A 12,378-nucleotide genomic window follows, 5' to 3' on the forward strand; every position below is an offset into this window, starting at 1 on the left:
TCCTGCGGTGGCCGGCCCCGGCGTGGGGCCGGCCCATGGCTCAGGGAAGCAGACCTTTTTCCTTGTAGAAGCGCTCGGCGCCGGGGTGCAGCGGAATCGGCAGGTTCTTCGCCGCCTTGTCCAGGCTGATGTCCTTGGCCGCCGCATGGGCGGTGACCAGGCGCGGCAGGTTATCGAACAACTGCTTGGTCATCTGGTAGGCCAACTCGTCACTCACCCCTTCATGGGTTACCAGGATATTGACGATGGCGGCGGTGGGCACGTCGGCGTCCTGGCCGTCGTAGGTCTTGGCCGGGATGGTCGCCGGCAGGTAGGCGTTGTTGCCGATCTTCGCCACCACCTCGGCGGGGATCGCCACGAAGCTCACCGGCATGGTCGAGGCCAGGTCGCGGATCGATGCCTGGCCCAGGCCCGAGGACTGCAGGGTGGCGTCGAGCTGGCGGTTCTTGATCAGCTCCACCGACTCGGCGAAGGGCAGGTACTCGACCTTGCCCATGTCCTCGTAGCTCAGCCCGGCGGCCTTGAAGATCGCACGGGCGTTCAGCTCGGTGCCGGACTTGGGCGCGCCGACGGAGATACGCTTGCCCTTGAGGTCGGCCAGGGAGGTGATCCCCGACTCCTTGCTGGCGACGATTTGGATGTAGTTGGGGTAGGTGCCGGCGATGGCCCGCAGCTTCTTCAGCGGCATCTTGAAGCCGGCGTCGGCCTCGCCCTTCCAGGCGTCGGCCACCGAGTCGCCAAGGGCGAAGGCCAGTTCGCCGCGGCCGGCCTGCAGCAGGTTGAGGTTCTCCACCGAGGCCTTGGTGGCCTGCACCGAGGTCTTGCTGCCCTCGATGCCGTGGCTGTAGATCTGCGACAGGCCGACGCCCACGGGGTAGTACACACCGCTGGTGCCGCCGGTGAGGATGTTGATGAAGACAGGGGCGGCCTGGGCGGTGGCGCAGACGGCGAGGAAGGCGGCGCCGGCCAGCGCCAGGCGGGTGCGTCGGATCATGGCTGGGTCTCCAGGTTCTTGTTCTTGTGCCTGAATGACTAACCGTAGAACGCTTGCGCCCGGCTTGCCCAGGTTTTTAGCCGAAAGTCTAAGAGCGCGCGACTGCTTTTAGCTCAGGGTTTATTTGGTGCCAGCTTGTCGAGGATCTGCCGCGCCAGGGCGTGGTACAGCGAGACCGGTGCGATCCAGCCGGAGACGGTGGCGGCCATGACCGTGGCCGCCAGCATGGGGATGAGCAGGTCGGGGCTGTGGGAGAGTTCCAGGACGATCACCGAGGCGGTCAGCGGCGAGCGCGTCACCCCGGCGAGGTAGGCGCCCATGCCCAGCAGCGCGCAGGTCTGCGGGTTGACGTCGGGCAACTGGGCCAGCAGCGGGGCGAAGGCCGCGCCTATGCTCAGCGAGGGCGAGAACAGGCCGCCGGGGATGCCGGCGAGGTAGGACACCACGTTGGCCAGGAACTTCCACAGCAGGAAGCTCTGCTCGGTCATCGGCTGGCCCTCCAGCAGGGCGCGGGTCTCCTCGTAGCCGGTGCCGAACACGTGGTTGCCCGAGGCCAGCCCCAGCAGCGCCAGCAGCAGCCCGCAGGCACCGGCGAAGCGCACCGGGAAGCGCTCGCGCAGGCGGCACATGCGGCCCAGCCAGCCGACCCGGGTGGGCAGCACCAGCTTGACGTAGAGCCCGCCCAGCAGGCCGCCGAGCAGCGCGCAGGCCGGCACCTCGCTCCAGCCCCAGCCCGCCGGCAGGCTGCCGCCGATCTCGCCGAAGTAGGAGTAGTGGCCCATCAGCCCGAGGGTGACGGCGCCGCCGATCAGCACCGCGGTCAGCACCAGGCCGCTGAAGCGCTGTTCGAAGGTGCGGCTGAGCTCCTCGATGGCGAACACGATGCCGGCCAGCGGCGTGTTGAAGGCCGCGGCGATGCCGGCCGCGCCGCCGGCGAGGATCAGCCCGGCGATGGTGCGCCGGCCGTGCAGCCCCAGGCGCCGGCCGAAGGCGTAGATGACCGCGGCGCCGACGTGCACCGTGGGCCCTTCGCGGCCCACCGAGCCGCCCACCAGCAGCGCGCCCGGGGTGAAGACCATGCGCACGGCGGCCACCGGCAGCGCCAGCACCTGGGCGCGGAAGCGCCGCGAAGGCGACTCCAGCGCGGCGATCACCTGGGGAATGCCGCTGCCCTTGGCCTCGACGAACCAGCGCTGGGTGACCCAGGCCAGCAGGGCGAAACCCGCGGGGGTGACCAGCAGCGGCAGCCAGGGGGCGACGCCGAGCGTGCGCTTGAACAGGGCGAAGGACTGGTCCGCCAGCCAGGCGAAGGCCAGCGCCACCAGGCCTACCAGCAGAGCCCCGACCCAGAACGCCAGATGTTGTCGCCAGAGCCGCCAGCGAGAATGGTAGAAGCGCCGTGCACGGCTGACGTTTGGCTCGCTGTCGGCAAGGTTGCGGGAGGGCAGATTTGCTGACTGGTCGGACATGATTGATTTCTGGTTGCGGAAGGGAGGATGAATCTTTGTCTTCGCCAGATTTGGGCGTCGGTGGCCAGTGGAATAGTACCAGTGGTCTGTCCCGGAACTGGTGGACAAGTAGTTAAGAGCTACTGCTCGCATTTCGCCGCTCAAACTCCATCGGACTGAGATAACCCAACGTCGAGTGGCGACGGCGGTGATTGTAAAAGCGGATGTAGTCGAACAGGTCGGTTTTCGCCTCCTGGTAGCTGGCGTAGCGAGTCAGGTACACCCGCTCGGCCTTCAGCGAACGGAAGAAGCTCTCCATCGCGGCGTTGTCCCAGCAGTCCCCGGACGTGAATGGCTGGGCACGATTCGATGTCGCCGAAGCAAGGCCTGGTAGTCGTACGCGCAGTATTGGCTGCCACGATCCGAGTGCAGCAGCACTTCTTCTTTCGGCTGTCGGCGTGCAACGGCCATCTCCAGAGCAGCATGCACCAGGGCCTGCTGCATGCGGTGGTGCATCGCCCAACCGACGACAGCGCGTGAATAGAGATCGAGCACGACGGCCAGATACAGCCAGCCTTGGGCCGTCCGCACGTAGGTCATGTCCGAGACCCAGTGCCGATTGGCGCGATCCGAGGCGAACTGGCGATCCAGGTGGTTCGGGGCAATCGGCAGAGCATGACGACTGCTGGAAACCAGCCGCCAACGCTTGCGCGAACGAACACGCAGGCCGGCTTCGCGCATCAGTCGAGCGACTCGGTGTCGACCACACGCATGCCCCATGGCCGCCAACTCGGCCTTGATTCGGCGATGGCCATAGATCCCATTCACCTCGTGGTGGATGGTGCGGATCTCCTGGCTCAGACGCCGATTCGCCATCTCTCTCGCCGAGGGAGGCCGCTGCTGCCAGGCATAGAAACCGCTGCGGGATACCTGCAGCAGCCGGCACATCGGCGCTACGGGATAGCGACCGGCCAACGCCTCGATGGCGCGGAACTTCACTTCGTGGGCTGCGAGAAGATGGCGAGCGCCTTTTTTAAAACATCGCGCTCCATGGTGACTTGAGCCAGTTGCTGGCGTAGGCGACGCAGCTCCGCGCTCTCGCCCCGCTGCTTGCCATTGCCCGGAAAGGCATCCTCACCTTGCTGCTCGTACTGGCGCTTCCAATTGCCCAGCAGGCTTTCAGCGATGCCGAGCGTCTCGGCTACATGACGAAGCGGCGTACCGGCAAGCACCTGGTCTACCGCCTCGCGTTTGAAAGATTCGGGAAAACGTCGTCTGGTCTGGGTCATGAACACTCCTTGCGGTGGACATTATCCACCTTAAGTCAGTGTCCACTCAGCCCGGGACAGACCAGAGTGAGGCTTTGACTAGCTAATGAATGCTGAAAGCCGCTATAACCTCTGCTACTGAATAAGAGGATGGAAGCATGCCTCGGCATAATTTCAACGACCTGCAAGCCTTCGTGACGGTGGCGCGCGAGGGCAGTTTTACCCGTGCAGCAGCACACCTGGGCATAACCCAATCTGCGGTGAGTCAGGTTGTGTCGGCGTTGGAGGCACGGCTGCAGATTCGTCTGCTCACACGCACCACCCGCAGTGTTTCGCTGACGGCGGCGGGTGAACGGCTCATGGACGCCATCGGCCACCGTTTCGATGAGATCGAAGCCGAGCTGGATGCCCTGACCGAGCTGCGCGACAAGCCGGCGGGCAAGGTTCGTATCACTTGTGGCGACAACATCATCAAGACGACCTTGCTGCCCAAGCTGATCCCCCTTCTGGCGGCCTATCCAGACATCAAGCTCGAATTCGATATCAACTACGGTTTCCGAGATATCGTGGCTGACCGTTTCGATGCCGGCGTGAGCTTCAGCGGTACGGTGGCGCAAGACATGATTGCCATGCCCATCGGCGGCGATCTGCGCATGGCCGTGGTGGCCGCCCCCAGCTATTTCGCCGAGCACCCCATACCCAGGCATCCTAACGACCTGGCTGCGCATAGGTGCATCGATATCCGCTTTCCCACCTACGGCGGAGTGGATGCCTGGGAGTTCGAGCGCAAAGGCAAGAAACTGAGGGTGAGGGTCGACGGGCAGCTGGTGTTCAACACCACCACCCACATCGCCGACGCCGCCGTCGCAGGCTTGGGCATCGCCTACCTGCCCGAAGATGAGTTTGACCCTCACCTTGAAGAGGGCCGGTTGATTCGAGTGCTGGAAGACTGGTGCGAGCCGTTTTCCGGCTATAACCTCTACTACCCCAGCCGCAGGCAACCTTCGCCGGCCTTCGCTCTTGTACTCGAGGCGTTGCGATTGACGTAGTAGGTGGAAAACAACGGGATCGGTTCCATTTTGCCCGTTATGTCCGCTTCTGGCCGTTCTCTGCCGGCCGCCTCTTCGGTGTACAGGTCAAGTCGGATGCAAACGGTGGTCAGCACGAATGCAATTGACTGATCAACGGCAATGCAATTGGGTGGTCAAGTGCGATGCAATTACGCACTGCCCATCGATCAGCCATCCGGACATACGGGTGTCGTTGCCATCATTGTCAAAATCCCGTCCATTGACGACGTAGTAGCCCGTTCCAAGGCCAAGAAAGATGCCTTCGATGTACTTGATCTGTTGCTCAAGGGTCCAACAGAGATCGCGTTGCCAGGGCGGCAGAACCAGATTCAGGAGTTCGCGTTCCTTCTCAACTGTCGCTCGGGCAGGGGTGCCCTCCCACAAGGCGCTGATCGAGTAGGAGCGCTGCACCCCCTCAAGAATCGGTACGGGAAGTACGGGATGGTTCATAGAGCCCTCCAGGCTGGACTGAATTCTTGAAGCGTGTTGCTGCTTTGATGAGCTCATGTTCCAGCTTGGGCCTCCGTGCCACCAGCACTCCTGGCCAATTTCACTGCCCTAAGTCCAGGCGCTGAGTACCTCTTGGGGCACTTCCGCTCGCAAGGTCAAAATGCAGTGTTGTTCAGCTATGTCGTAGAACACTACTGCTTCGCCCTTGATAAGGGCTTGGCGTACGCGTTCGACCTTCACCTCTTCCGGGGTCTCGTCACCCCCATCGGTGCCGTCCCGGCTGACGAAATCCCGCATCAAGTTGTCCAGCGTCTCGGGCTGCAGCTGGTCGTAGGGAATCAGCATACGAAGCCCTCAGCCGATCTGGCGCGCGCCATCGGTGCGAAGCACCAGGCCGCGACTGCATGGGTAGGTGAAGTGGTCGTCGGGCCAGCGCACTGAGACGCGCTCCCCTTGGCAGCCTTCCATTCGGCAGCGGTGGACCGCGCCGGTGGCCACGCCTGCTTCGGCTCCGGCCTGGTCGTAAACGAGTTGCTGGGTACGCGTGGGGTTGCTCATAGGATCACCTCTGATGACCTTGGTGGCCGATGAGGTGATTGTGGCCGCCCCTGGCTAGTGCCAGAAGCGGCGAGGGATCAGTTCCGGGTGACGCAGTGATTGATGAAGCTGCGGATCATGTCGCGTTCGGGGCGGGCGTCGATCAAGAATCCGTAGAAGGACTCTGCGCGCTGCGGATGGAACCCGAAGCCAATCTGCTCTGCAGCCTGAAGGTCCCACAGCATCGTGGAGTCGGGGACGAAGCTCGCCATCAGGAAATCGCCGCTGATCTTCGGTGCTGACTGGAGCTTAGGAATCGTGTGGAACTGACTGTTGAGCTTCAGCGTGAAGCTACGCGCGGTGTTCAGGATGTTCTGGTTGTTCTCCCCGGCATCATAGAGAGCTGTGACCTTGATGCCGCTCGGGCCCGAACAGCTGAAGAGGAGTTTGCCAGTCCCGTTCCAGGTCTCCTGCTCACCTTTGAGGTAGACCGCCCCCTGCTTACCTTCGATGACCCAGTTGGGGGGAAGAAGGCCATTGTTGACCAGGGCCAGGCTGGTTGCTTCCGACACCGACAGCAGTTGCATCTTTCCGCCACCCACCTGTGCCATCTTCTCGAACAGCAGCGGACTCACACCCACACGAATCAAGTAACTCGTGATTGCAGCGCTAACGACCTGGCCGACATCGAGATCGGAAGAGGATGCGGTCTTCCTGAAGAACCGGTGCACTCCGATTTGTGCTTTTTGATCCGCAAATCGGAAGTGGCCACCGCCAAACGAAAGCACACAGGCGCTGTAGCAGACACCTGGGAGCGGCTTGCCGTACTCCCCGCTGTATTTCCCGATCGATGTGTTGACCCCACGTCGCCTGAGGGTGTCGCCCAACTCCATGGCGGCCACAAGATCGCCGCCGGCAGAGTCAAAGGCGAGCATGGGGACCTTCGGTCCGGCGCGGTCCAGGGCCTGGGTTACCTCTTTGGTAGTGCTGGTGGTGATCTCCCCGGAAAGGTAGATCTCCGCCGGCGCGGCAGTACCGTCGGGATAGGTGCTTTGCAGAACCTGAATTTTGGCCTGGGACGCTAGGGTTATCCCGGCCAGGGCCAGTCCAAGCGCCAGCGAGATTGCATTCCTGAGCCGGGAACGATCTGCACTCGACAGCATTACAGGTCGAACCGCTTAAACACGATCTTGCCCGTAGGGGTCTCTTGTACGAGATCGCCGTTCTTCTGGACAAGGAAGCGGATGATCCGCTTTCCGTCTTTGTCGATCGCGGTAACCGAGTCGTTTTCATTGCTCCAGCTGGCGACTGCCACGTCCTGGCCGTCGGCGCTGATGTTCTTTTCCTGAATGACCGCGATGCCGACAGTTCTACCCTTACCGTCTTGGGTCTCCATAGTTGCCTTGTAGGCGCCGACAATAGAGTTATCGCAGCCGGCAAGCAGAGCGAGAAGGATGGCGAGGGCGGATCGCTTCGAAACGGTGGAGGTGAGCATCGACTCTTCCAGAGTGAAGGGGAATCACTCAGAAGCTACCGAGTTGCTGGATCTATGCCAGCCAAAGCGAGGCCCGGAAATTCAGGCCTTTGGCTTGCGGCGGGACTTGGTAGTCTCAGGCTGTGGGATGTCCTGCAGTCCAGCCTTCACCATTCGACGGTACTGGTCGCGCTTCGGCGGGGGAGCCAAGGGCATGATATCCGGAGCTGCGATACCCTCACGCTGGGCCAGCCGGGACACGGTCTCGGCGTACGCCTCCTGGTAGTTACGGGTCCCGATACTCACCCTGATCTTGGCGTTGCCATCAGAGGTTTGGTTTGTGGCCCAGTGAGCACGATAGGGGGGCGTCTGAGAGACAATCAGAGAGATGCAGGCAGCCGGTTTATTGATCCCAGCGGCACTGTGGTTACCTGGAACGATGCCAAGCATCTTCTCGATGTTGTCCCGCCATTCCATCGCCGCCTGCAGAGCTTGCTCCAAGGTCATCTCGGAGGTCGGTTTGAAGGTCTGGTAGTAGTCCCGACGACTCTCCTTGGCTCCTTGCTGAATCATGGGCCGGTAACCAACGATCTCTTTCTGCTGGTTCCGGAGAACTACGATGCGGCGCATGCGGAAGCGGGAGTCATCGATCCAACGACGTTGCCTGGTCAATTTGGGGCTTGCCAGGTCCAACGAATTGGCGGTCTCGGGGGAAGACGGACGGGTGGCAGAGAGGGGCACGGACAATGTTCCTTATCTATGGCCCTCAAATCAGCGCTGGGCCTTCCGAAGCCCGGCTATGTTCGCAAACATTCAGCCCGAATCAACTCCAATTGTCGGGCCGTAATTTCAGTCATATCCCCTGATGATTTGGAAAGGGTAGGGTGCGGCTGGCCCTCGCCGGCGAGCGGCCATACGCATGGAAGCGTCTACTCCGCCACTTTGAGCCAAACGGGTCCATGCCTGTTGGCTCAACAGGCGTGAGAAGGCTCAGGAATATCCATTGCGGCAATACGACCATCGCCGTACAAGCTGGCGGAGGTATGCGCCTGATGAAGGCGATCAAGGAAGCCGGCTCACCTAGCACGGTTGCTTAGGAACTGCTGGATTTTCCCCTGATGCGCTGGCGCTGAGCGCCTTGGTCATAGCGGACGAAGTCGTCCAGACTCTCCATTCGCGGTGCAAACAACTGCTCCAAGTCGTTGAGACGCCCCAAAACCATTGCCACGCGGACCACGCTGTCGAATGCCACGCTGCGCCCAGCTTCAAGGTTGGACAAGGTGCCGACACCAATGCCGGCGCGGGCGGCCACCTCGGACTGCTTCATCTGCTGAGACAGTCGCTCTTGGCGTAGGCGAGTGCAGATCCGCTTGACGACTTCATCCGGCTTGGCAAGGTTTAAATTCAGCATTTCGAGGCTTAAACCATAATATCTGACTTAAGAATCGGAATTATAGAGTTATCGCGGCGCCTGGGAAGCCTCGCGCCCTATGGATTCCGAATTTGCCGCGAGCATTTCCGAGAAATAAAGCCTGTCACAGATGCTCGTAATCGTACTCATCGACGCATAACAGTAGGTCACCAGGCGGGCCAGCCAACGTGTATCAGGGGCGGTTAACACTTTATCCTTCAAACAAACGATCAAACCCTGCAGGGGCCTCCCCGAACGCTTCGCGTAACAAGTGGCGAGTCTCCTCCAGTGCATCAAGCAGTTCATATCCCGCTTCCTTGTGAACGCCACCGCTAAGGGTGGCGCCTCCAATCAAGCCCATTGCGAACGCGAACTGCAGATCAGCCGCTGGCTTGTCGCGACGGTGAACTGCAGCTTTGATGTCGTCCAAGGTGCTCAGAAGGACCCTGGAGAAGGCCACTGCATTAGCTTTGCTAGTCATTGCGAATCAGAGTCCCTGCCAGGTCTCGGGAGGATCACGCGTTGCCCGACCAGTAGCCGGTCTTTACTTCGATCAGATCGAGCAGCCTCTCAATCAAACCGGCGGCGTACAGCTGGTCGTTCATCATTTCGTCTTCATCGCCGGTGCTATGGAATCGGGCGTAGGCAACGGGGCCAACCTTGAGGTGGCCCTCGGCATGCTGATCATTGCAGAAGCGTAGGCGCAGGGCCGATAGGCCCTCGCTCATCGCTTCTTTATGTAGCCCCGACCTGATCCGCTCTGCAAACATCTCGGCAACCTGGTCCAGGGTGCCCGCGTACCTGACAACGTGAATGAGGTCCGCGGCGTCCTTCGGCTCCTGTCTTTGATCCATGGCCAGAGCTTTCAGGATGACGAAGGAGGGGACGTCGGCAAAACGGATGCGCTCAGTTGAAATCCCTTGGCCATCCAGCAGTTCCGCTGTGACGCTAATCTCCTGGTACCAGTCGGCCGTGATCCCGGCATATCTGATGCACATCGCAGAGACTTCTTCACCATTGATGCTGACTGCACGCCCTGGACGGTCAGCCCCCGCATCGCGAAGGAGCTCGACAACAACTTCAGTGTGTTGATTTACCCTTCGCTTCCAGCGCCAGGATGCGGGGTTCCCATCTCCGTTGGTTACCCTTTCGAATCCCCGAGCTTTCAGCTGTTTGGCAAGGGATGCGTACTCATCACCGTTGGCCAGGACCTCGAGATTGATCACCACATCCACATCCGATGTTCCTGCGTGAGCGGGAACTTCCGGAGGTGCCTCGGGCGTTAGGTACCTCGGAACCAGGCCGCCGACTAGCCGCAAGGTGTCTTTGAGGTTCCCGAAGGCGGAAAGAACGGTCAGCAGTGTCCTCTCACATGAGTGGGTGACATCCGGGCTGTAGCCGCCAGCTGTCTTAGGTTTTACATCGCCCATGTGGACTCCATTTTCTCCCGGATGTACTGGGCCAGCTCCTTGTTCCGTCCCCGCCCATCAAGCAGGTCGAGGTAGAGGATAAAGGGGCTTGCCAAATTGCAATGATCATCGAAGGGTTGAGCGAACAAGAGCGTCGAGGGCTCCCGTTCAACTATTTGAACGTTGGCTCCCTTGCTAGTGGGCTTAAGTCCTAACGCTCCCATGTAATTACCACCCCATTGGGGGGGAACGATCACATCTACCATGTCAGCCTCGGTGAGCAGCGGAGCGTAGGCATTTGCTGCTGCGGTACCGGAAAGCACGTAACCGTGCGCGAGTCCTACCTCCTCGAGCTGATGCGAAATTTCTTGCAGTAAATTCTTTCGGTTCTCAACGAAGAGGTAGCCCTTGGTTTTGATCTCTGATCGCTGGGTCCAGTTTTCAGCCCAGGCATCGAGCAGCTTGCCAGGCTCAACCAGTCGCCGGCGCAGGGTGCGACCGCCACCCATCGAATCGCACCACTCTCTTCGCTCGAGTTCCTTCAGGACGACCGAACAGGTGTACGGTGATGTTTGCGCCATCTCCGCGAGTTCAGCGCCAGTCAGCCATTGGTGAGCGTGCATGAGCAGTGCATGCACTACGCCTTCGCGCGCATCAGTGAAGAGCGAAATGGTCTCTGGCCTTGAAGGACCCTTTGAGGGGTGAGCGATGTTGATGAGCCAGCCTTTCGAGCGAAGGTAGAGACTGCCGCTCTTCTCGAAGTAGGCGATCCCCCGTTCTTTGAGCGATTGCTTGGCACCTGGGCTCAGGGTTTCAGCTGCGACAAGCCTGATATGGTCCTGGTCGTGAGTGGTTTTGGTTGCTTCATCTAGCACCCAGACAGCACGCTGAATGTCACGGGGATACGCGTTGCGCACCACCTCTACAGCTACTTGGACTGATCCCTCCATACTTTTTAAACTGAGCAGGGCGTCAGGGGCTCCTTTGGACGGCGAGAGGCCATTCACCGGTTCAACCTCGGCGACACCCTCCAGCGCATCGTTTAGGGCGGCGGTGAGCAGCTCGATCATCTCGGCTTCGAACTGGACCGCACTAAGCGTGGCAGATCCTGGATGCATGGTTCTTTATCTTCCAGAGGTAGGTTAGCTGGCCAGCAAAACATGCTGAATGCGCTTTAGTTTAGCTGATTTCGCTAGTTTAGCTGGTCAGCTAATGAAGCTAGTACAGCTTTATCTTAGGTCAAAACGCTAGTTTAGCTGGCCAGCTAATCTAGCCATATTGCCTAAACTAAATCAAAAAGCAGGTATTCGCAGGCTTGGCGAACGGTCAGAGATGAGCGCTCACCCCGCACAGATAGGTCTCTAGCTCGATACATTGGGACTGAATAGTTCCCACCAAATGGTGCAATTGATTGGCGAGGTCCCGGCGGCGATCGGGTGAAACGTTCTGCCCATCACCATATAGCCCTTTGACGATGGTCTTGAGGGTGTCCAGCTGCTCGTCCTCAACCACGTAGGCAGTCGTACTCTCGAGCCGCGGGGAGAAGAGTTCGCGCCAGTGGGTGATGTAGCCGGTCACATCCCACGCAGACGCACAGGTAGTTTTCCAGCTCCCCTCGCAGTCCTCCGATGGGGGATACCACCGCACTACTGCCTGAGTGCCATCCTTGTATAGCCCTTGTACGGGTTCGGACCGCAGGGTGAAATCATCGTGGTTGATCGCCACCGGTGGGTGGCTGATGCTCGTCCAGGCCATCGTGTATTCCTCGTTGTAACCCCGGCGCGCCCGGGAAAAGTTATGCGCGGCGACGGGTACCAGAAGCCAATTTCTCAAGCGCCTGAAGCAGTTGCTCGGCATCGTCCGCACGGATCTGTACGACATCGGCCCCGCCGGCGAGACCCTGGCGGAGTTGGCGTCGTACCTCGGACTTCAGGAGTTTCGTCACGACAGCTTTAGTCCCGATCGCCTGGCCCCCCGCCCGGACCTTCTTCGGCCGGGCCTGGACTGCGGCCTCCTCAAGGACAGCGAGTACGTCTCTTCCAGACTCCTCTGCGATACGCAGTGCCCGGAGAGAGGCTTCGAGCGAAGCCTTTCGGTTTGCTACCAGGTCTACAAGCTGTTGCGGCGCCTTCGCGAACTCCAGCAGCGAGCGAACATGGCGTATCGGCCTCCCGACAATCGCAGCGATCTCGATATCCATGCAGCCGGCTTGATGGAGGCCCTCGTACACCGTGGCGGCCAGGTAGGGGCGCATGCCAGCCAAGGCCATGCGGAACTCCGCAAGAACGGGGGCGGGGACTGTCGCGCCAGCGCAGAC

Annotated in this window: 15 protein-coding genes and 1 pseudogene; 1 reads left to right on the forward strand and 15 read right to left on the reverse strand. The window is 60.6% G+C overall.

Annotated elements, in window-relative coordinates; all coding sequences use genetic code 11:
• Positions 1 to 40: 40 nt before the first annotated feature.
• The 3 genes and pseudogenes from C167_RS0119010 to C167_RS35480 all read right to left on the reverse strand — a co-directional run bounded on the left by C167_RS0119010 (position 41) and on the right by C167_RS35480 (position 3,731).
• Positions 41 to 994, reverse strand: a complete 954-nt coding sequence (locus C167_RS0119010) for a TAXI family TRAP transporter solute-binding subunit (RefSeq protein ID WP_017519881.1) — start codon at positions 992 to 994, stop codon at positions 41 to 43.
• Positions 995 to 1,107: 113 nt separating this feature from the next.
• Positions 1,108 to 2,463: a chloride channel protein gene (locus tag C167_RS0119015; RefSeq protein WP_017519882.1), complete on the reverse strand. Its 1,356-nt coding sequence runs from the start codon at positions 2,461 to 2,463 to the stop codon at positions 1,108 to 1,110.
• Positions 2,464 to 2,575: 112 nt separating this feature from the next.
• Positions 2,576 to 3,731, reverse strand: a pseudogene (locus C167_RS35480) (IS3 family transposase).
• Positions 3,732 to 3,868: 137 nt separating this feature from the next.
• On the opposite strand from C167_RS35480, the gene C167_RS0119035 reads away from it, so the two are divergent.
• Positions 3,869 to 4,759, forward strand: a complete 891-nt coding sequence (locus C167_RS0119035) for a LysR family transcriptional regulator (RefSeq protein WP_015475651.1) — start codon at positions 3,869 to 3,871, stop codon at positions 4,757 to 4,759.
• Positions 4,760 to 4,891: 132 nt separating this feature from the next.
• Here the strand turns inward: C167_RS0119035 and C167_RS32730 are convergent, their stop codons facing one another.
• The 12 genes from C167_RS32730 to C167_RS0119095 form a co-directional block, all read right to left on the reverse strand.
• Positions 4,892 to 5,230 carry a hypothetical protein gene (locus C167_RS32730; RefSeq protein ID WP_017519884.1) on the reverse strand — a complete coding sequence of 113 codons (339 nt, stop codon included), beginning with the start codon at positions 5,228 to 5,230 and terminating at the stop codon, positions 4,892 to 4,894.
• 108 nt (positions 5,231 to 5,338) lie between these two features.
• Positions 5,339 to 5,575: a YheU family protein gene (locus C167_RS0119045; RefSeq protein WP_017519885.1), complete on the reverse strand. Its 237-nt coding sequence runs from the start codon at positions 5,573 to 5,575 to the stop codon at positions 5,339 to 5,341.
• Positions 5,576 to 5,584: 9 nt separating this feature from the next.
• Positions 5,585 to 5,788 carry a hypothetical protein gene (locus C167_RS0119050; RefSeq protein WP_017519886.1) on the reverse strand — a complete coding sequence of 68 codons (204 nt, stop codon included), beginning with the start codon at positions 5,786 to 5,788 and terminating at the stop codon, positions 5,585 to 5,587.
• Between the two features lie 77 nt (positions 5,789 to 5,865).
• The gene (locus C167_RS0119055) at positions 5,866 to 6,930 is read right to left on the reverse strand and encodes a hypothetical protein (RefSeq protein WP_017519887.1); all 1,065 of its coding nucleotides are present in this window, start codon (positions 6,928 to 6,930) and stop codon (positions 5,866 to 5,868) included.
• Positions 6,930 to 7,262, reverse strand: a complete 333-nt coding sequence (locus C167_RS0119060; protein ID WP_017519888.1) for a hypothetical protein — start codon at positions 7,260 to 7,262, stop codon at positions 6,930 to 6,932. The genes C167_RS0119055 and C167_RS0119060 overlap by 1 nt, the downstream gene beginning before the upstream one ends.
• Before the next feature lie 81 nt (positions 7,263 to 7,343).
• Positions 7,344 to 7,982: a hypothetical protein gene (locus C167_RS0119065; protein WP_017519889.1), complete on the reverse strand. Its 639-nt coding sequence runs from the start codon at positions 7,980 to 7,982 to the stop codon at positions 7,344 to 7,346.
• 352 nt (positions 7,983 to 8,334) lie between these two features.
• The gene (locus C167_RS0119070) at positions 8,335 to 8,652 is read right to left on the reverse strand and encodes a helix-turn-helix domain-containing protein (RefSeq protein WP_017519890.1); all 318 of its coding nucleotides are present in this window, start codon (positions 8,650 to 8,652) and stop codon (positions 8,335 to 8,337) included.
• 211 nt (positions 8,653 to 8,863) lie between these two features.
• On the reverse strand, positions 8,864 to 9,082 hold the full coding sequence (locus tag C167_RS0119075) for a hypothetical protein (RefSeq protein WP_235154336.1): 219 nt from the start codon (positions 9,080 to 9,082) through the stop codon (positions 8,864 to 8,866).
• Between the two features lie 85 nt (positions 9,083 to 9,167).
• A complete protein-coding gene (locus tag C167_RS0119080; RefSeq protein WP_024764819.1) occupies positions 9,168 to 10,082 on the reverse strand; it encodes a hypothetical protein in 915 nt (304 codons plus the stop codon).
• Positions 10,070 to 11,131, reverse strand: a complete 1,062-nt coding sequence (locus C167_RS0119085) for a type IV toxin-antitoxin system AbiEi family antitoxin (RefSeq protein ID WP_100227293.1) — start codon at positions 11,129 to 11,131, stop codon at positions 10,070 to 10,072. Before C167_RS0119085 ends, C167_RS0119080 begins: the two co-directional genes overlap by 13 nt.
• A gap of 256 nt (positions 11,132 to 11,387) precedes the next feature.
• Positions 11,388 to 11,816, reverse strand: coding sequence for a hypothetical protein (locus tag C167_RS0119090; protein WP_017519894.1), 429 nt, complete (start codon positions 11,814 to 11,816; stop codon positions 11,388 to 11,390).
• Between the two features lie 40 nt (positions 11,817 to 11,856).
• The gene (locus tag C167_RS0119095) at positions 11,857 to 12,330 is read right to left on the reverse strand and encodes a hypothetical protein (protein WP_017519895.1); all 474 of its coding nucleotides are present in this window, start codon (positions 12,328 to 12,330) and stop codon (positions 11,857 to 11,859) included.
• Positions 12,331 to 12,378 lie beyond the last annotated feature (48 nt).

The organism is Pseudomonas nitroreducens TX1, from assembly GCF_000313755.1.
Taxonomy (GTDB): Bacteria; Pseudomonadota; Gammaproteobacteria; order Pseudomonadales; family Pseudomonadaceae; genus Pseudomonas; species Pseudomonas nitroreducens_A.